The sequence below is a fragment of the Streptomyces sp. NPDC001348 genome (genome assembly GCF_053597535.1).
The window spans coordinates 1-19,959 of sequence record NZ_JBSFIK010000078.1 but is presented as its reverse complement, the minus strand read 5'-3'; the positions used below and the strand labels follow the sequence as shown (position 1 = coordinate 19,959).

The window sequence follows — 19,959 nt, the reverse complement described above, 5'->3', positions numbered from 1 at the left end:
GGGGGACCCCCATCGAGGGCTCTCCGGCGCCTTGCGATGCACGGCACCAGACCACGCGACCTCATCGGGCGCTCATAGTGCAAGGACCCCTAAGTGGTCCTGCGGGCCGGTCAGCGCACCTCGATGAACGCCCCCGCCTCCCGCTCCGGCCGCGGCCTCGGCTCCTCGGCCGGATGCCCGACCGCGACCGCCCCCATCGGGTCCCAGTTCTCCGGCAGGTCCAGCACCTCGCGCACCACGTCCCGGCAGAACATCGTCGAGGACACCCAGGCCGACCCCAGCCGCTCCCCGGCCAGGGCCACCAGGAAGTTCTGCACGCCGGCCCCGGTGGCGACGACGAACATCTCCCGTTCGGCGCCGTCCCGTCGCGGGTCCCCGTAGGTGTGCGAGCCGTCCATGACGAGGCAGGGCACGACGAGGTAGGGGGCGCCCCGCAGCACGTCGCCGCGCCGCACCCGCTTGGCGATGGACTCCTCCGTCCTGCCGTCCCGTCGCAGGTCGGCGATCCAGGCGTCCCGCATGGCGTCGAGCAGCCGGGTGCGCGTGGTCTCCGACTCCAGCAGCACGAACCGCCACGGTGTCGTGTGGTGCGGCGCCGGCGCGGTCACCGCCGCGGCCACCGCCCTGCGTACGGAGCCCGGATCGACCGGCTCGTCCGTGAAGGCCCGTACCGTACGCCGCTGGGTCACCGCCTCCCGGACCGCCTCGGAGGTGCCCAGCCGGAACATGTCGTCGCGCGCGACGCGCACCATGGCACGCGCTCCTTCGCCATGGTCGTCGGCCACGGTGTGCGGCAGTCCGCGCACCACGGCGACGGGCAGCCCGGCGGCCTTGCCCTTGACCAGATCACCGGCGGCGGCCAGCTCGTCCGCCGTGGCGACGACGGTGGCGGAGAGCGGATTGCCGTACGCGTCCGTGCCTCCGCGCAGATCGTCCAGCACGCGCACGCCCGCGGCGCCGATCGCGACGTCCGTGAGACCCGCGCGCCACGGCCGTCCGAAGGTGTCGGTGACGATCACCCCCACGTTCACGCCGAGTGCTTCCCGCAGCCCGTCCCGGACGGCCCGCGCGGAGGCGTCCGGGTCCTCGGGCAGCAGCAGCACCGTGCCGGACGGTGTGTTCGAGGCGTCGACCCCGGCGGCCGCCATGACCAGGCCCTGCCGGTTCTCGACGATCCGCAGCGGACCGCGCCGCGCCACCACGCGCACGGTCTCGGCCTCGATCGCGGCTTCCCGGTCGGCGGCCTCCACGACCCGGCCCTCGGCCTTCGACACGATCTTCGAGGTGACGAGCAGCACGTCCCCGTCGGCCAGCCCGGGCTCGGCACCGGCGATCAGCTTCGCGAGATCGTCGCCGGACCGGACCTCGGGCAGGCCCGGGACGGCCCACACGCGGTAACCGTCCGCGGATGCGTCGCTCATGCCCGCCGCACCTCCTCCGCCAGCGTCAGCGCCTCGCCGGCCATCCGTGCGGCCGCGTCGACGTCGGTCATCATCAGCGGCACGGCCCGGCAGCGGATGCCGGCGGCCTCGACCCGCTCGACCGTGCCCGCGTCCACCGTGTCCACCAGCCAGCCGTCCAGCAGCCCCGAGCCGTAGTGCTCGGCCACCGCCGCTGCCGTGGACTCGACGCCGACCGCCGCGAGCACCTTGTCGGCCATCCCGCGCACGGGCGCGTCCCCGACGATGGGGGACAGGCCCACCACCGGCACCCCGGCGTCGGCGATCGCCTCCCGGATGCCGGGCACGGCGAGGATCGTGCCGATGGAGACGACCGGGTTGGACGGCGGGAAGAGGACGACGTCCGCCGCCGCGACGGCCTCCAGCACCCCGGGGGCCGGCTTGGACTGCTCGGCGCCCACCGGTACGACCGCCTGCGCCGGGACGGAGGCCCGCAGTCGCACCCAGTACTCCTGGAAATGGACCGCCTTGCGCTCGCCGTCCACCTCGACCGCCACGTGCGTCTCCACGCGGTCGTCGGTCATCGGGATCAGCCGCACCCCCGGCTTCCAGCGGTCGCACAGCGCCTCGGTGACCGCGCTCAGCGGATACCCGGCGCCCAGCATCTGCGTCCGCACGATGTGCGTGGCGAAGTCCCGGTCGCCGAGCCCGAACCACCCGGGCCCGGCCCCGTACGCCGCGAGCTCCTCCTTCAGGTGGAACGTCTCGTCCGCCCGTCCCCAGCCCTGTTCCTCGTTGATGCCGCCGCCGAGCGTGTACATCACCGTGTCGAGGTCCGGGCAGACCTTCAGCCCGAAGAGGTGGATGTCGTCCCCGGTGTTGCCGATGACCGTCACGTCCGCGTCCGGCACGGCCCGCTTCAGACCACGCAGGAACCGGGCACCACCGATGCCGCCTGCCAGAACCACAATGCGCATGGGAGAAGTCTCGCAGGCGGGTACGACATCGTGTCAGGCAGTCACCGGACGCGGCCCGGTCCGTGCCTCGCAGTGCGCGTGAGCGGGGGTCCCCCCGGTCGAGCGAAGCCGGGACGGGGGGAGCATCGGCATCTGCGTCAGGCCCGGGTAGTACACGTGGAGGCTGACCGCCGGCTCCAGCGCGTCGTTGACGACCTCGTGCGCGTACCCCGGTGCGAAGACCCGCTGGCCCCCCTCGCCCAACACGCGCGCGCCCCGTTCGGTCCGCTCGGTCAGGGTGCCCTCCAGGACGGTCAGCACGCCGGAGGAGCGGCCGTGGTCGTGCAGGCCGGTGCCCTGCCCGGGCACCCAGGACAGCAGCCACACCTCGTAGCCGGGGCCGGTGCGCAGCCGGTGGTACCAGCGGCTCGTCGCGTCGTACTGGACGAGAGGCGCCCACTGGGAGCGGTCCGCGGCGATGTCGCGGGCCAGGCCGACGAACTCGGCGACGGTGGCCGGGTGCTCCCGCGGGGCCTGGAGCAGGTGCGGGACTTCGAGGATGTCGCCGGCAATCTGGAGGTCGTTGTCGCTGTTCATGGGGTTGCGGTGGTCCTCGGCGGAAGAGTGGGGCCAGGGAAAGGGCAACGCGGCCGAGTCGTGGGACGGACTCGGCGACAGCCGGAGCGGTGGAAGAGGCTCAACAGCTGTGACAGCGACAACAGCGCGCACGGGCAGCACCGTGGGACCCGGCGGGGCGGGTCGTGACGAGTGCCAAGTGCGCGAGCATGCCCACAAGGACACCGGTTCACACCTCGCCTGTCAACTCGACGCCCGGTATGTGGGACATGGTTCACCGCATCCGGTTGGTTCCTTGGATGAAAGGTTTGCTCATCGGGTTGGCGGGACACATGGCGTCCATCCGGGCGCACGAGCCTCGTCGGAACGCGATCGAACTCCGGGGCGTCCTTCTCCGTACAGGTCTGTGTGCGGGGTCGGAAGCCCTCCCGGGCCCCTTCTGCGCGTCAAGGTTTATGGCGATTTGAACACTTTCCGCTTGACCTTGGTTCCGCAGAGTGAATAACGGGCTCAATAGCAGATCTCGGCTTGACTCCCCCGGAGCGGCACACTTGTAATTTCACTCGTGTCGTTCAGCCGGAACCGCTAACGGCCACGACCACGGGGACGTGAAGACAGACGAGGGGCGCACATGACCGAGCTGGTGCAGCAACTGCTGGTCGACGACGCGGACGAGGAACTCGGCTGGCAGGAGCGCGCGCTGTGCGCCCAGACCGACCCCGAGTCCTTCTTCCCCGAGAAGGGCGGCTCCACCAGAGAGGCCAAGAAGGTCTGCCTCGCCTGCGAGGTGCGCTCCGAGTGCCTCGAGTACGCCCTCGCCAACGACGAGAGATTCGGCATCTGGGGTGGTCTGTCCGAGCGTGAGCGGCGCCGGCTGAAGAAGGCCGCGGTCTGATCCCGGCCCGTCCGGCCCGGGAGCAACGACAGGGGTGCGGTCGACGCAAGCGCGGCCGACATGGGTGCACAAGACGGCAAACGGTGCGAACGGCCCGTCGCGAGTGGGTTGTCCACAGGCGGCGGGCCGCCGTCATGCCCAGCCGATAGTGTGGTCGCTCGTCCGAGACGCCTCGCCGCCCCCACAGGGCACGGGCGTCCACCGCAGTCCACCGAACCGGGGCCCGTACCTCGATGTCCGTGCACAGCCACCAGGCAGCCCGTCAAGACGCCGCTGCGCCTGAGTTCCCGCGTCATGTCGTCACCGCGGTGCTCGTCTCCCACGACGGCGCCCGCTGGTTGCCCGACGCGCTCGCCGGGCTGCTCGGCCAGGAGCGGCCCGTTCAGTGCGCCGTGGCCGCCGACACCGGCAGCGCGGACACGTCCGCGCAGCTGGTCACCGAGGCGCTCGGCGCCGACCGCGTGCTGCACCTCGCCCGGCGCACCGGTTTCGGCCAGGCCGTCGAGGAGGCGACCCGCTCCGCGCCCGTCCTCACCCCGGACGAGCTGCCGTACCTCAAGCGTCCCAGCGGCTGGGACCCGGTCACCCGCAGCTGGCGCGACGACGCCTACGACCTGCCGGAACTTCCGCACGGCGAGCCCGTCCAGTGGCTCTGGCTGCTGCACGACGACTGCGCCCCCGAACCCGACGCGCTCGCCGAGCTGCTGCGGGTGGTGGACAACGAACTGGAGCTGGGCCGCGACGACGTGGCCGTCGTCGGCCCCAAGCTGCGCGGCTGGTACGACCGCCGCCAACTGCTCGAGGTCGGCGTCAGCATCGCCAACTCCGGCCGCCGCTGGACCGGCCTGGACCGCCGGGAACAGGACCAGGGGCAGCACGACCACGTCCGGACCGTGCTGTCGGTGTCCACCGCCGGCATGCTGATCCGGCGCGACGTGTTCGAGCAGCTCGGCGGCTTCGACAAGCGGCTGCCCCTGATGCGCGACGACGTCGACCTGTGCTGGCGGGCGCACGCGGCCGGCCACCGCGTCCTCATCGCCCCGGAAGCCGTCGTACGGCACGCGGAGGCCGCCTCCCGCGAGCGCCGCACCGTCGACTGCGTGGGCCGCACCACCGCCTCCCCGCACAAGGTCGACAAGGCCGGCGCCGTCTACACCCTCCTCGTCAACACCCGCACCGCGACGCTGCCCTGGGTTCTGCTGCGACTCGTGCTCGGCACGCTCCTGAGGACCGTCGCCTACCTCGTCGGCAAGGTTCCCGGACAGGCCGTCGACGAGATCCGCGGTCTGCTGGGCACCCTGCTGCGGCCCGAACGGATCATCGCCGGGCGGCGCAGTCGCGGCCGCCCGCAGGCCGACAAGGGCGAACTGCGGCCCCTGTTCCCGCCGCCCGGCGCGACGGTGCGTGTCACCGTCGAACAGGTCGCGGGCAACCTCTTCGGCGGCTCCGACCCGGAGGTCTCCTCAGCCGGACGGCACGGCGGCGCCGTGGAGTCCGGGCCCGGCGGCGACGACGCCGACTTCCTGGAGATCGAGCAGTTCGCCCGTCTCAAACGCATCGCCCGCAAGCCCGGCCCGGTGCTCTTCCTGGTGCTGCTGCTCGTGTCGTTCGCGGCCTGCCGCAACCTGCTCGGCGGCGGCGCGCTCGCGGGCGGTGCCCTGCTGCCCGCTCCCGCCGGATCCGGCGAACTGTGGTCGCGCTACCTGGACGCCTGGCACCCCGTCGGCGCCGGCGGCACCCCGTCCGCGCCGCCCTACCTCGCCCTCGTGGCGATGCTGGCCTCCGCGCTCCTCGGCTCGACCGGCCTCGCCGTCACCGTCCTCATGGTCTTCTCGGTGCCGCTGGCCGGGTTCACCGCGTACTTCGCCTCCCGCCCGCTCGTCACCTCCCGGCTGCTGCGCGCCTGGGCGGCCGTCGCCTACGCCTTCCTGCCCGCCGCCACCGGCGCCCTCGCCGGCGGCCGCATCGGCACCGCCGTCCTCGCCGTACTGCTGCCGCTCATCGCCCGCGCGGGCATCGCCGCCGGCGGCCTGGCCAACCCCTCGCAAGCGCGTGGCAGTTGGCGTGCCACCTGGGCGTACGCGCTGCTGCTGACCATCACCACCGCGTTCACGCCGATCGTGTGGCCCATCGCGCTGGTCCTGGGCCTCGGCGTGCTGGCCGTGCGCCGAGGCGAGATCGTCGCCTACGGGCTGCGCTTCCTCGCCCAGCTCGGCACCCCGCTGCTGGTCCTCGCACCCTGGTCGCTGACCCTGCTGCCCTTCGGCTTCTTCCGGGAGGCGGGCCTGGAGTACGGCTCCTCGGCCGCCTCCGCCCTCGACCTGCTCGGCGCCGGCCCGGGCGGCCCCGGCACGGTGCACGGGCTGATGCTCATCGGCGTCGTCCTCGCCGCGCTGGCCGCGCTGCTGCGCTCCGAGCGGCAGGCGGGAATCCGGACGGCCTGGGCGGCCGCCCTGGTGGGCCTCGTCTTCGCGGTGCTGTCCAACAGGTCCGCCTGGGCCGGCCCCGCCACACTCGTCTACGGCCTGGCCCTCCTCGCCGCCGCCGTGCTCGGCGCCGACGGGGCACGCGCGCGCGTGGCCGAGCAGAGCTTCGGCTGGCGCCAGCCGGTCGCCGCGCTGATCGCCTTCGCCTCGGCCGCCGGGCCACTGCTCCTCGCGGCCGGCTGGGTGATCGGCGGCGCCGACGGGCCCGTGGAGCGGCGTGATCCCGTACAGGTGCCCGCGTTCGTCGCCGAGGACAGCAGCACCCGCGACCAGGCCCGCACCCTGGTCCTCGACAGCGACTCCACCGCCCACGTGCGCTACTCCCTCGTGCGCGGCTCCGGCGCGCGCATGGGCGACGCCGAACTCGCCGCCGCGGACGGCGAGAACGGCAGGCTCGACAAGGTCGTCGCCAACCTCGTCGCCGGCTCCGGCGCCGACCAGGCCGACCAGCTCGGCAAGTTCGCCGTCCGCTACGTCCTGGTGCACAGGGGCGCGCCCCGCCAGGTCAGCCGCGTCCTGGACGCCACGCCCGGCCTGACCCGGCTCAGCCAGCAGGGCGGCAGCGCGCTGTGGCGCATCGACCAGGAGGTCTCCCGCGCCGCCATCGTGTCCGCCTCCGGCTCCGGCATCCCGCAGCCCGTCGCCGCGGGTCCCGTCGAGATCCACACCACGATCCCGTCCGGTTCCGACGGCCGCGTCCTGCGCCTGGCCGACTCCACCGCCGAGGGCTGGACGGCCACCCTGGACGGCAAACCCCTCACCCGGACCACGGTCGACGGCTGGGCGCAGGGCTTCGAACTCCCCTCCTCCGGCGGGAAACTGGACGTCACCTACGACGCCCCGATCGGCCACACCTCCTGGCTGTGGGCCCAAGGCGCACTCGCCGTCGTCCTGGTCGTCCTCGCACTGCCCGGCCGCCGCCGCGACGTCGACGACGACCTGCCCGAGGAGGAGCCCGTACCCGCCGAGGCCCCCGCGGGCGAGGGACGCCGGGCCCGCCGCCTGCGTGCCCAGGCGGAGGCCGAGGCGGCCGGCGCGGGAGACCCGGAGGCCATGCCCTCGGCGCCCGAGGAGCCGGTCGCCGTACCCCACCAGCAGTCCTACGACATCGGGGTGCCCCCGGGCGAGGACGCTCGGGCCTGGGAAGGGGATCCCGCCCCCTACGCGGGCGCCGAGTACGGCACTTACGGCGCCGACCACTACCAGGACGCCGACCACTACCAGGACGCCGGCCACTACCAGGGCGCCGCGCAGTACCCGGGCGCGTACGACCAGCAGGCGTACCAGGCCGACCCGTACCAGAACGGCCAGTACGACCCCTACGCGTACGGCGGCACGGGCGGTCAGGAGCCCTACGACCCGACGTACCAGCAGGGCTACGACCCGGCGTACGACCCCGACCAGGCGTACGACCCGACGCAGCACCACCCCCACGGCACCGGCAGTGAGCGCCCCGACGGGAGCCAGCAGTGAACCGCACCACCCTGTCCCTGATCGCCGGCACGGCCGCGCTCGCCGCCATAACCGGGTTCGCCGCGCTCAGCACACCGGACGCGTCCGGCGCCGACACCGCCACGGCGGCGGCCCGGCTGCCCGTGGAGCGCACCAGCCTGCTGTGCCCGGCGCCCAGCATCTCCGACATCGCCGACACCTCGTACACGTCGTTCACACCGGTCACCAAGGGGGCGTCGAGCGGCGGCAAGGCCGAACTGCAGGCGGCCACCGAGCAGTCGGCGGACGACGCGGGCGGTTCGACCTCCGGCAAGGGCGGCAAGAACGCGGACACCAAGAACGGCAAGAACGGCAAGAACGGCAAGAACGGCAACAGCGGGGAGAAGACCGCCAAGCCCGTCCTGACGCCCAAGGAACCGGGCACGCCGGTCACCGGCGACACCTCGGGGGCGGACCAGCCCGCGCTGGTCGGCACGGCCGAGGGGAAGTACGCGCCCGGCTGGACCGTCCAGGAGACCACCGAGGTGGCCGCGGGCACCGGGCGCGGGCTGCAGGGCGTCAACTGCACCGCCCCGGATACGGAGTTCTGGTTCCCGGGGGCCAGCACCGCCGCCGACCGCACCGACTACGTGCACCTCACCAACCCCGACGACAGCGCCGCCGTCGTCGACATCGAGCTCTTCGGCAAGGACGGCGCCCTCAAGTCGACGGTGGCGGACGGCATCACCGTCCAGCCGCACGCCAGTGAGCCGATCCTGCTGTCCACGCTCACCGGCGAGAAGCAGAACGACCTGACCGTCCATGTCAGCGTCCGCAGCGGACGGGTCGGGGCGGCCGTGCAGGCCCTGGACGACAAGCTGGGCGGCGACTGGCTGGCCGCCTCCACCGACCCGGCGGACCGTCTGGTCCTGCCCGGCATCCCGAAGGACGCCACGTCCGTCCGGCTGATCGCCTTCACCCCCGGCGACACCGACGCGGACCTCAAGGTGCGGCTCGCGTCCTCCGACGGTCTGATCACCCCCGCGGGGAACGAGACGCTGCACGTGAAGTCGGGCATGACGACCGCGGTCGACCTCGGCGCCGTCACCCGGGGCCAGGCCGGTTCCCTCGTCCTCACCCCCACCGACCAGTCCGTGCCGGTGGTCGCCGCACTGCGGGTCGTGAGCGGAAAGGGAGCCAAGCAGGAAACCGCCTTCATCCCCGCCACCGGTCCCGTCGGCACGCGCGCGACCTCCGCCGACAACAGCGGCAAGGGAAGCACGCTCTCCCTGACGGCCCCCACGGCCGCGGCCCAGGTCAAGGTCACCGCCTCGGCGGGCAGCGAGGGCGGAACGGCGGTCTCGAAGACCTACACGATCAAGTCGGGCACCACCCAGGACATCGCCGCGCCCGTCCCGAACGGCCTCAAGGGCACCTACGCGCTGACCGTGGAACGGATCTCCGGCGGACCCGTCTACGGCGCCCGCACCCTCGTGGCCACCGAGGACGGCGTCCCCGGCCTCACCGTCCAGACCCTGCCGGACGACCGGGGCATGGTGTCGGTACCCGAGGCCGACCAGGACCTGGCGATACTGCAGAAGTAGGCGTGGGGCCCGGCCCCGGGCCGGCCCCCGCTCAGTCCTCCCCGTACCGCGGATCAACCGTCTCGGGAGTCAACCCCAGCAACTCCGCCACCTGCTCCACCACGATCTCGTGCACCAGCGCGGCCCGTTCGTCCCGTCCCTTGGTCCGGATCTCCACGGGCCGCCGGTAGACGACGACCCGCGCCCGCCGCCCGTCCCGCGCGGGAACGGTCCCGCCCAGCGGCACCGCCTCGTCGCTCCAGCCTTCACCGGCCCGTCCGTCCAGCCGCGGCACCTCGAGCACCACGAAGTCGATCTCCGCCAGTTGGGGCCACCGCCGCTCGAGACGCTCCACGGAGTCCTGCACCAGGTCCGCGAAGACATCGGCGCGGCTGGCCGCCAGCGGCACTTGCGGCGGCGCGATCGGCCCGCGCATGCCCCGCCCGTGGCGATCACGGCGACGAGGCCCGGGGGCGGCGGCACGGGGCGGTACACGGTTGTCCATCACTGGTGAAGGGTAGTCCCCGCGCCGTCCGCACGCCCGGCCCCACGCGTCGGCCGTCGCCTTGTCCGGTCATCGTCCGCGCCATGTCGGCAGGTGACCATTCCGGCCAAGGTTGGGCTCGTTTCCGTATCTCTACAAGACCGTCGAACTCAAGGCAATTGACGGTGTTTGTACCGAGTCATGACCGCCCGCAAGACGGTGCGGGATCTCGGACGGCCTTGTCGATGCAGGTCAGGAGGACGTCTTCGAGAAGCCGGGTGTGGCGTTTCACACTACGACACGGTGGAGTGAGCCCGTGGAGAGTCGTCGCGGCCCGCTCAAGAGTGCGGTACCGTCCAACGTCGTGAGCCCTGTACGTCGCTGTTCGCGCACCGCCTGCGGCCGACCCGCCGTCGCGACGCTGACGTACGTCTACGCCGACTCGACCGCGGTCCTCGGCCCGCTCGCCACCTACGCCGAACCCCACTGCTACGACCTGTGCGCCGAGCACTCCGAGCGCCTCACCGCCCCGCGCGGCTGGGAGGTCGTACGCCTCCTCGACGGCTCCGCGCCCGCCCGGCCCACCGGCGACGACCTGGAAGCACTCGCCAACGCCGTGCGCGAGGCGGCCCGCCCCCAGGAACGCGCGGCTCAGGCGGGCGGCGGCGGAATCCGCGCCGCGGACCCGATGGAGGTCGCCCGCCGCGGCCATCTGCGCGTCCTGCGTTCCCCCGACAACTGAGGCCGCGCCGCCCTGTCCGATGACGGCGTGCGGTCATCTCCATGACGGCGTGCGGTCATCCCGGCTTCCGTGCGCGGGGCGGCCACCGGCGCCGGGTAGTTTGGGCCCACCGACAGGACATCGAGGAAGGTTGGGCCGTGGCTGCTGATCTCTCGCAGATCGTGAAGGCGTACGACGTACGCGGTGTGGTCCCGCAGCAGTGGGACGAGTCGCTGGCCGAGCTCTTCGGTACCGCCTTCGTCCAGGTGACCGGCGCGGACGCGATCGTCGTGGGCCATGACATGCGCCCGTCCTCGCCCGGGCTGTCCCGTGCCTTCGCGCGCGGGGCCGCGGCACGCGGCGTCGACGTCACCGAGATCGGGCTGTGCTCGACGGACCAGCTCTACTACGCCTCGGGCGCGCTGGACCTGCCGGGCGCGATGTTCACGGCCTCGCACAACCCGGCGCAGTACAACGGCATCAAGATGTGCCGCGCGGGCGCCGCCCCGGTCGGCCAGGACACCGGTCTCGCCGAGATCCGCGAGCTGGCCGAGCGATGGCTGGAATCCGGCGCCCCCGAGCCGGTCGCGACACCGGGAGCCATCACCTCGCGCGACACGCTGGAGGACTACGCGGCGCACCTGCGCTCCCTCGTCGACCTGACCTCCATCCGCCCCCTGAAGATCGTCGTCGACGCGGGCAACGGCATGGGCGGGCACACGGTCCCCACCGTGTTCACCGGCCTCCCCCTCACCCTCGTCCCGATGTACTTCGAACTCGACGGCACCTTCCCCAACCACGAGGCGAACCCGCTCGACCCCGCCAACCTGGTCGACCTGCAGCAGCGGGTGCGTGAGGAGGGCGCCGACATCGGCATCGCCTTCGACGGCGACGCCGACCGCTGCTTCGTGATCGACGAGCAGGGCGACCCGGTGTCCCCGTCGGCGATCACCGCCCTGGTGGCCGCCCGTGAGCTCGCCAGGAACGGCGGCAAGGGCTCGGTCATCCACAACCTGATCACCTCCCGGTCGGTCGCCGAAGTGGTGCGGGAGAACGGCGGCACACCGGTCCGCACCCGCGTCGGCCACTCCTTCATCAAGGCCGAGATGGCCGCCAAGGGAGCCATCTTCGGCGGCGAGCACTCCGCCCACTACTACTTCAAGGACTTCTGGAACGCCGACACCGGCATGCTGGCGGCCCTGCACGTCCTCGCGGCCCTCGGCGGCCAGGAGGGGCCCCTGTCCGCCCTCGTCTCGCAGTACGACCGCTACGTCGGCTCCGGCGAGATCAACTCCACCGTCGTCGACCAGAAGGCCCGCCTCGCCGCCGTCCGCGCCGCGTACGAGCGCCGCGACGACGTGACCCTGGACGACCTCGACGGCCTCACCGTCGCCGCCGCCGACTGGTGGTTCAACGTCCGCCCCTCCAACACGGAGCCGCTGCTCCGCCTGAACGCGGAGGCACGCGACGAGGCGACGATGTCGAAGGTCCGGGACGAGGTGCTCGCCATCATCCGCGGCTGACGGCTGACGGCTGACGGCTGACGGCTGACGGCTGACGGCTGACGGCTGACGGCTGACGGCTGAGGGGCTGACGGCTGACGGCTGACGAGTGACCGCTGGGACTCCGTCGGCTTCCGGCCACGGCCGACGCTCCGCCGTAGCCACGCAATCCGGCCACGACGTCCACGGCCGACAACTCGCCTCTCGGCCGACCGAATCGGGCGGCTACCGGGCAACGGCCCGGGAGCCGCCGCCCCACCCCCCACCGGCGGTACGCTGACCAGGCACATCCGCACAGGCACCATCAGCCCCCGAAGGGAACCCCCATGCCGCTCGAAGCCGGCCTCCTGGAGATCCTCGCCTGCCCGGCCTGCCACGCCCCCCTAGAGGAGCAGGACACCGAGCTGATCTGCACCGGTCAGGACTGCGGCCTCGCGTACCCCGTGCGCGACGGCATCCCGGTCCTCCTCGTCGACGAGGCCCGCCGCCCCGCGTGACCCAGCGGTGTCCCCGCCCCTGAACAGGACCCCGTGACCGGAGGCTGCCGCCCATGCTCGATGAATCGCTGCTCGACTCCCCGGCGGGACTCGCCGACGCCGACCGCAGGGGCCTGCTGCGCGGCGCCGCGGAGGCCGGCGCCCGGGTCCGCACCGCCGCCCGGCACTCCACCGAGGCGGGCATCCAAGACCTCAAGCCGGACGGACGGCCCCGCTCCGTCCTGATCGCCGGCCCGGGTGCCGCCCCCACCCACGCCTCCGACCTCCTCGGCACGCTCGCCGGCCCCGGCAGCCCGGTCATCCGCCTGGCCCCCACCGGCGTCGCCCCGGCGGCCGGCGCCCTGCGCTGGGAACTCCCCGGCTGGGCCGGCTCCGTGGACCTGCTGCTGATCGCCACACCGGACGGCACCGAGCCGAGCCTGTCCCTGCTCGCCGAACAGGCCTACCGCCGCGGCTGCACGGTCGTCGCCGTCGCCCCCGCCCGCACCCCGCTCGCCGAAGCCGTCGCCGGCGCCCACGGGCTGTTCGTACCGATGGCGACCGCCCCCTACGACCAGGGCGAACCCCTGGCGGCGTCCTCCCCGGGCGTCCTGTGGGCGCTGCTCACCCCGCTGCTCGCGGTGCTGGACCGCATCGGACTGCTCACCGCCCCGCCCGACGCCCTGGAGAAGGTCGCAGACCGCCTCGACCAGGTCGCCGAACGCTGCGGACCGGCCATCGCGACCTACAGCAACCCTGCGAAAACCCTCGCCGCCGAGCTCGCCGACGCACTCCCCGTGATCTGGACCGAGGGCACCTCGGCAGGACCCGCGGGCCGTCGCTTCGCCGCCGCACTCGCCGAACTGGCCGGCCGCCCCGCCCTGGTCGCCGAACTCCCCGAAGCGCTCGCCGCGCACAGCGCCCTGCTGGCCGGACCGCTCGCCGCCAGCGCCGACCCCGACGACTTCTTCCGGGACCGGGTCGAGGACCCGCCCGCGCTGCACGCGCGCGTGGTGCTGCTCCGAGACCGCCCGATGGGCGGCCTCACCGCCGCCCCCGCCGCCCGTGACCTGGCCCTCAGCCACGACACACCCATCAGCGAGCTGGAGCCGGAAGAGGGCGCCGAACTGGAGACGCTCGCGGAACTGATCGCCGTCACGGATTTCGCCGCCGTTTACCTGGCGCTCGCTTCGGGGGCCTGACCTAGTGCCCCGGCAGGCAACGTTCGTCCCGTCGCGACGCCCGGCACGCTCCCCCAGAGGGGGCACCCCCACTCGCCGCACCGGCCGAAAGCCCAAGTACATCCAGTACGAGGACTTCCGGCCGGCACTCCCCCAGTCTTCGGCCGGGGGGACCCCCAGAGCACGCACCGGACGCCGCTCCTTCACGGGCGAACGTCGCATGCCGGGGTACTAGCTCCATCGGGCCGCCTGACCCGCGCCCGGCACCAGCACCGGCCGCGCACGCACGGAGACAGAGAAGACACATGGACCGCCTCGAGAACACCATCCGCCCCTACGCCTGGGGTTCCACCACGGCCATCCCCGAACTGCTCGGTGTCGAGCCGACCGGTGAGCCGCAGGCCGAGATGTGGATGGGCGCCCACCCGGGCGCACCCTCGCGCACCGCGCGCGGCACGCTCGTCGACGTCATCGAGGCGGACCCCAAGGGGGAACTGGGCAGCGAGGCCGTGGCGAAGTTCGGTCCCCGACTGCCCTTCCTCCTGAAGCTCCTCGCGGCCGGTGCCCCGCTCTCCCTCCAGGTGCACCCCGACCTGCGGCAGGCGAAGGAGGGGTTCGCGGACGAGGAGCACCGCGGCGTCCCGATCGACGCCCCGCACCGCAACTACAAGGACGCCAACCACAAGCCCGAACTGATCTGCGCGCTGACCGAGTTCGACGGACTGTGCGGCTTCCGCGATCCGGTGGCGGCCGCCGGCCTGCTCGACGGGCTCGGTGTGGACGCCCTCAAGCCGTACGTCGACCTGCTGCACGCCCACCCCGAGGACGCCGCCCTGCGGGAGGTCCTCACCGCCGTCCTGACGGCCGACCCCGCGGAGATGTCCCGCACGGTCGCCGCCGTCACCGCCGCCTGCACCCGCCTCGGCGGCGCCTACGAGCCCTACGCCGGCCTCGCCCACCACTACCCGGGCGACCCGGGCGTCATCGCCGCCATGCTGCTCAACCACGTACGTCTGCAGCCCGGCGAGGCCCTCTTCCTCGGCGCCGGCATCCCGCACGCCTACCTCAGCGGCCTCGGCGTCGAGATCATGGCCAATTCCGACAACGTCCTGCGCTGCGGCCTGACCCCCAAGCACGTCGACGTGCCGGAACTGCTGCGCGTCGTCCGCTTCGAACCGAGCGACCCCGGTGTGCTGCGCCCCGAGGCGTCCCCGGACGGCGAAGAGGTCTACGAGACGCCGATCGACGAGTTCCGGCTGTCCCGGTACGTCCTCCCGGCGGGCGGGGCCACCCACGACCTCACCCTGCCGACCCCGCAGATCCTGCTGTGCACGGCCGGTTCGGTACGGGCGGGGGAGTGGGATCTGGCGCCCGGCGAGTCCGTCTTCGTACCGGCGGGCGAGAAGGCCGAGGCGTCCGGGACGGGCACCGTCTTCCGCGCCACGGTGATTGTCTGACCGCGCCTGTGGATACCTGAGGCACCGGTGCCGCACAGGGCTGCAAGAATGACCCACCGGCAAAGGACGGGCAAAGGCGACGGACGCCAGGCCTGAACGGTGTACGTACCGACGTGCGTACCGAGGCGAAGGGACAACGCGGACACATGAGCGCGTCAGGCGGCACCAGGGCGATCGTGGCGGCACTCGGCGCCAACCTCGCGATCGCGGCATCGAAGTTCGTGGCATTCGCGTTCAGCGGCTCGTCGTCGATGCTCGCCGAGGGCGTCCACTCGCTCGCCGACTCCGGCAACCAGTTCCTGCTGCTGATCGGCGGCAAGAAGGCCGAACGCGAGGCGACCCCGCAGCACCCCTTCGGCTTCGGCCGCGAGCGCTACATCTACGCCTTCCTCGTCTCGATCGTCCTCTTCACGGTCGGCGGCATGTTCGCCATCTACGAGGGCTACGAGAAGATCAGACACCCGCACGAGATCGAGCACTGGTACTGGCCGGTGGGCGTCCTGGTCTTCGCGACCCTCGCCGAGGGCTTCTCCTTCCGCACGGCCATAAAGGAGTCCAACGAACTGCGCGGCAAGCTCTCCTGGGCGCAGTTCATCCGCCGTGCCAAGGCGCCTGAGCTGCCGGTCGTGCTGCTGGAGGACTTCGGCGCGCTCATCGGTCTCGTCCTCGCCCTCGGCGGCGTCGGCCTGGCACTGCTGACCGGCGACGGCGTCTGGGACGGTATCGGCACCGTCTGCATCGGCGTCCTGCTCGTCCTCATCGCCCTCGTCCTGGCCGCCGAGACCAAGTCGCTGCTGCTCGGCGAGGCCGCGGGCGTCGAGGAGGTCAAGAAGATCGAGACCGCGATCGTCGACGGCGACACGGTCACCGGCGTCATCCACATGCGCACACTCCACCTCGGCCCCGAGGAACTGCTCATCGCCGCCAAGATCGCCGTGCAGCACGACGACACGGCCGCCCAGGTCGCCAAGGCCATCAACGCCGCGGAGTCCCGCATCCGCGCCGCCGTCCCCATAGCCCGCGTCATCTACCTCGAGCCCGACATCTACAGCGAGGCCGAGGCGGCCAAGGGCCCCGACCCGGAGGCGACCCCCGGCGGCCCGAACCCGCACACCGTCGGGCACTGATCCGGCTCCACACGTCCGAGGAGCCGGTGCCGAGCCGGCCGTGCGGGCCCGCGCGCCGAGCGCGCGGGCCCTTCGGTCACCCGATCTCGCTCAGCACGCCGAGCACCGCGCTCTCCGTCTCGGCCGCGGTCAGCCGCTCCCGGAAGCCGGCGTCCATCAGCTTCCGGGACAGCAGCGCCAGAATCCGCAGATGCTCGTCACCGGCGGCGGCCTCCGGTACGGCGATCATGAAGACCAGCCTGGCCTTCGTACCGTCCAACGAGCCCCACTCGACGCCCTCCGCCGACCGCGCGAAGCCGACGACCGGCGCGGTCACCGCATCCGTCTTCGCGTGCGGGACGGCGATCTCCTCCCCGAGCCCGGTCGTCCCCTGCTCCTCCCGCCGCAACGCTGTCGCCACGAGCTCGTCCACGTCGGCGACCCTGCCGCTGCGGGCCAGCAGGGCTGCCATCTCCCGGATGGCGTCCTCCTTGCCGACGGCTTCGAGCCGGACCTTGACGGTCCGCTCGGTGAGGTGTCCGGAGAGGGCGGTGGCGGGCGCTGTCTCGGTGGCCGTGGTCGTCGTGACCGTGGCCTCGGTGGCTGCGGTGGCTCCGGAGGCCTCAGCGGTGGAGACGCGATCAGTGGGCTCGGCGGGGCCGGTCTGCCCGGGGACCACCGTTCCGGCAGTCCCGGCCGCAACCCCTGCCCCGGCCAACGCGGGTTCCGCCCCGGCAGCGGTACCGACGGCGACCACGGCCGCGGGCCGCCTGCGCGCCCCCAGGTCGACCAGCGTGACGGTCGTCAGAGCGGTGACCGCCGTGCCGACCGCCACCGCGACGAAGAACATCGGCACGCCGCTCACCGCGCCCAGCACCGCCACGATCGGCCCACCGTGCGGCACCGCGTCCTTCACCCCGGCCAACCCGGCGACGGCACCGGCCACCGCACCGCCCAGCATGTTGGCCGGGATGACCTGCGCCGGCCGGGCAGCGGCGAACGGGATGGCTCCCTCGGAGATGCCGAAGCAACCCATGAACAGCGCGGCAAGGCCGGTCTCCCGTTCCTGATCGGTGTACAGCCGCCTGCGGATCAGTGTGGCCAGCCCCTGCCCCAGCGGCATGACCGGAATCGCGGCCGCGCACATGCCCATGACGGTCTGGTTGCCGGTGGCGATGAGCCCCGCGCCGAACAGGAAAGCGGTCTTGTTCACCGGTCCGCCCATGTCGAACGCGATCATCAGGCCCAGGATCGCGCCGAGCAGGACCGCGCTGGTGCCCGTCATCCCGCTGAGCCAACTGGTCAGATGCTCGAACACCCAGGCGATCGGCTTGCCGATCACATAGATGAAGAACAGCCCCAGGGCCGTCGTCGCCACGATCGGTATGACGATGATCGGCATGATCGGCTGGACGAACTTCGGGACGCGGACCTTCTTGATCCACTGCACCAGATACCCGGCGAGGAACCCGGTGACGATCGCCCCGATGAAGCCGGCACCCGCCTTGGAGTCGTACAGCGCCCCCGTGTTGGCTATCCAGCCACCGATCATGCCCGGCACCAGCGCGGGCCGGTCGCCGATCGCGTACGCGATGTAGCCGGACAGGACCGGGATCATGAGCTGGAACCCGATGCCGCCGATCGCGTTGACGTGCGCCCAGAAGGTGCCCTCCGGGATCACATAGCCCTTGGCCGTCGCATCGCCGCCGAGCGCGAGCGACACCGCGATCAGCAGACCGCCGACGACCACGAACGGGATCATGTACGAGACGCCGTTCATCAGCGCCTTGTACACCGCGCTCCGCTCCTTGCCGCCGCCGCCCTCCGACGCCGACGCCGACGACGCGGACGACGCGGACCGCGTCCCGCCCGGCGTGTACACCGGCGCGGTCTTTACCCGCTCGATCAGCCGCTCGGGGTGGTGGATGCCCTCGGCGACCCCGACGGTCAGGACCCGCTTGCCCGCGAAACGGCTCAGGTCCACATCCTTGTCCGCGGCGACGATGACACCGTCGGCGTCTCTGACATCGTTGTCATCGATGACGTTCTCCGCACCGATGGACCCTTGGGTCTCCACCTTCAGGTCGATGCCACGGCTCTCGGCGGCCTGCGCGAGCTTCTCCGCAGCCATGTACGTGTGCGCGATGCCGGTCGGGCACGCGGTCACCGCGAGTAGCTTCAGCCGCTGAGGCACACCATCGCCGCTGCCCGTAGGGGGAGGGCCGGCCGGACTGGTCACGTTTTCTCCCAACTCTCCTGGCACGGGCCGCCGTCCCGGACGCCCCGCACGTCGACCGGGCGTTCCCGATCTCCCGGCATCCTGCCCCACCCGCGCAGGCTGAAAAAACCTGCGGCGTCGCGACATCCTCGCCCTGTCCTCAACGCCCTCACAGCATGTGATCGGCGTGATCTCTTCGCGAGCGGGCTGGGGGTGGCAGGCGCGTCCGGTGTAGCTTGGGACGGAGCCAGACGTCGCTGCTGATGGCGGTCGGGCGGTCCTCCGCGGACCGACCGAGGGAGAGAGGGCCTCCGACGGACTGCGCTGCGCGCACGTGGGCATGCCTGTGTCCTCTTTTTCGGGCACCCGTGTGTCCGCCGCCGCGCAGACCAGCCCTATCCACCTCGACCCCAACCCGAGGAGCAGCTCGCAATGACGACTGTCGACAACCGGCAGGACTTCAGGGTCGCCGACCTGTCCCTGGCCGAGTTCGGCCGCAAGGAGATCACCCTCGCCGAGCACGAGATGCCGGGCCTGATGGCGATCCGCAAGGAGTACGCCGAGGCTCAGCCCCTCGCCGGCGCCCGGATCACCGGTTCGCTGCACATGACCGTGCAGACGGCGGTGCTGATCGAGACGTTGGTAGCGCTCGGCGCCCGGGTCCGCTGGGCCTCCTGCAACATCTTCTCCACGCAGGACCACGCGGCCGCCGCCATCGCCGTCGGCCCGGGCGGCACGCCCGACAACCCGCAGGGCGTTCCGGTCTTCGCCTGGAAGGGCGAGACCCTCGAGGAGTACTGGTGGTGCACGGAGCAGGCGCTGACCTGGCCGGACAGCCCCACCGGCGGCCCGAACATGATCCTGGACGACGGCGGTGACGCCACCCTCCTCGTCCACAAGGGCGTCGAGTACGAGAAGGACGGCAAGGTCCCCTCGGTCGACACCGCGGAGTCGGACGAGCACCGCGTCATCCTTGAACTCCTGCACCGCACCATCGCCAACGGCTCGCAGAAGTGGACCCAGCTCGCCTCCGAGATCCGCGGTGTGACGGAGGAGACGACGACGGGTGTGCACCGTCTGTACGAGATGCAGCGTGACGGTGTGCTGCTGTTCCCGGCGATCAACGTCAACGACGCGGTGACCAAGTCGAAGTTCGACAACAAGTACGGCTGCCGGCACTCGCTGGTGGACGGGATCAACCGGGCCACGGATGTCCTGATCGGCGGCAAGACGGCGGTCGTGTGCGGTTACGGCGATGTCGGCAAGGGCTGTGCGGAGTCGCTGCGCGGTCAGGGTGCGCGGGTGATCGTCACCGAGATCGACCCGATCTGCGCGCTGCAGGCGGCGATGGACGGCTACCAGGTCACGACCCTGGACGAGGTCGTCGACAAGGCCGACATCTTCATCACCACCACCGGCAACAAGGACATCATCATGGCCGGCGACATGGCCAGGATGAAGCACCAGGCGATCGTGGGGAACATCGG

The 19,959-nt window shown here is 72.3% G+C and carries 15 protein-coding genes; 10 read left to right on the top strand and 5 right to left on the bottom strand.

The features are described 5' to 3' along the window. Positions 1-110: 110 nt before the first annotated feature. The 3 genes from ACWC21_RS40890 to ACWC21_RS40880 are packed head-to-tail and all read right to left on the bottom strand — an operon-like array spanning position 111 to position 2,953. Positions 111-1,421: a coenzyme F420-0:L-glutamate ligase gene (locus ACWC21_RS40890; RefSeq protein ID WP_450889859.1), complete on the bottom strand. Its 1,311-nt coding sequence runs from the start codon at positions 1,419-1,421 to the stop codon at positions 111-113. Continuing rightward, positions 1,418-2,377 (bottom strand): 2-phospho-L-lactate transferase, encoded by a 960-nt coding sequence (gene cofD, locus ACWC21_RS40885; RefSeq protein WP_450889857.1) that lies wholly within the window; start codon positions 2,375-2,377, stop codon positions 1,418-1,420. Before cofD ends, ACWC21_RS40890 begins: the two co-directional genes overlap by 4 nt. A 33-nt stretch (positions 2,378-2,410) precedes the next feature. Beyond that, positions 2,411-2,953, bottom strand: coding sequence for a cysteine dioxygenase (locus ACWC21_RS40880; RefSeq protein ID WP_450889855.1), 543 nt, complete (start codon positions 2,951-2,953; stop codon positions 2,411-2,413). A 610-nt stretch (positions 2,954-3,563) separates the two neighbouring features. Between ACWC21_RS40880 and ACWC21_RS40875 the strand changes: the two genes are divergently transcribed. The 3 genes from ACWC21_RS40875 (at position 3,564) to ACWC21_RS40865 (ending at position 9,348) form a co-directional block, all read left to right on the top strand. Beyond that, a complete protein-coding gene (locus tag ACWC21_RS40875) occupies positions 3,564-3,827 on the top strand; it encodes a WhiB family transcriptional regulator (RefSeq protein ID WP_003975777.1) in 264 nt (87 codons plus the stop codon). 233 nt (positions 3,828-4,060) lie between these two features. Further along, a complete protein-coding gene (locus ACWC21_RS40870; RefSeq protein WP_450889853.1) occupies positions 4,061-7,786 on the top strand; it encodes a glycosyltransferase in 3,726 nt (1,241 codons plus the stop codon). Further along, positions 7,783-9,348: a DUF5719 family protein gene (locus tag ACWC21_RS40865; protein WP_450889852.1), complete on the top strand. Its 1,566-nt coding sequence runs from the start codon at positions 7,783-7,785 to the stop codon at positions 9,346-9,348. Before ACWC21_RS40870 ends, ACWC21_RS40865 begins: the two co-directional genes overlap by 4 nt. 31 nt (positions 9,349-9,379) lie before the next feature. Here ACWC21_RS40865 and ACWC21_RS40860 read toward each other — a convergent pair whose 3' ends face one another. Continuing rightward, positions 9,380-9,832 carry a metallopeptidase family protein gene (locus ACWC21_RS40860; protein ID WP_450889861.1) on the bottom strand — a complete coding sequence of 151 codons (453 nt, stop codon included), beginning with the start codon at positions 9,830-9,832 and terminating at the stop codon, positions 9,380-9,382. Positions 9,833-10,127: 295 nt separating this feature from the next. Between ACWC21_RS40860 and ACWC21_RS40855 the strand changes: the two genes are divergently transcribed. The 6 genes from ACWC21_RS40855 (at position 10,128) to ACWC21_RS40830 (ending at position 16,275) form a co-directional block, all read left to right on the top strand. Continuing rightward, complete coding sequence (locus ACWC21_RS40855; protein ID WP_450889851.1) at positions 10,128-10,553, top strand: DUF3499 domain-containing protein; 426 nt, start codon at positions 10,128-10,130, stop codon at positions 10,551-10,553. A gap of 137 nt (positions 10,554-10,690) precedes the next feature. Next, complete coding sequence (locus tag ACWC21_RS40850; RefSeq protein WP_450889849.1) at positions 10,691-12,055, top strand: phosphomannomutase/phosphoglucomutase; 1,365 nt, start codon at positions 10,691-10,693, stop codon at positions 12,053-12,055. A gap of 305 nt (positions 12,056-12,360) precedes the next feature. Then, positions 12,361-12,531 (top strand): Trm112 family protein, encoded by a 171-nt coding sequence (locus ACWC21_RS40845; RefSeq protein ID WP_078936097.1) that lies wholly within the window; start codon positions 12,361-12,363, stop codon positions 12,529-12,531. Positions 12,532-12,584: 53 nt separating this feature from the next. Next, complete coding sequence (locus tag ACWC21_RS40840; RefSeq protein WP_450889847.1) at positions 12,585-13,712, top strand: SIS domain-containing protein; 1,128 nt, start codon at positions 12,585-12,587, stop codon at positions 13,710-13,712. Positions 13,713-13,996: 284 nt separating this feature from the next. After that, entirely contained in the window at positions 13,997-15,148 is a 1,152-nt protein-coding gene (manA, locus tag ACWC21_RS40835) for a mannose-6-phosphate isomerase, class I (protein WP_450889846.1), read from the top strand. Between the two features lie 146 nt (positions 15,149-15,294). After that, positions 15,295-16,275 (top strand): cation diffusion facilitator family transporter, encoded by a 981-nt coding sequence (locus tag ACWC21_RS40830; protein ID WP_450889844.1) that lies wholly within the window; start codon positions 15,295-15,297, stop codon positions 16,273-16,275. 76 nt (positions 16,276-16,351) lie between these two features. Here ACWC21_RS40830 and ACWC21_RS40825 read toward each other — a convergent pair whose 3' ends face one another. Then, positions 16,352-18,493: a fructose-specific PTS transporter subunit EIIC gene (locus ACWC21_RS40825; protein ID WP_450889842.1), complete on the bottom strand. Its 2,142-nt coding sequence runs from the start codon at positions 18,491-18,493 to the stop codon at positions 16,352-16,354. A gap of 411 nt (positions 18,494-18,904) precedes the next feature. Between ACWC21_RS40825 and ACWC21_RS40820 the strand changes: the two genes are divergently transcribed. Continuing rightward, positions 18,905-19,959 (top strand): adenosylhomocysteinase (locus ACWC21_RS40820; protein WP_450889841.1); only part of this gene is annotated, 1,055 nt, incomplete at its 3' end.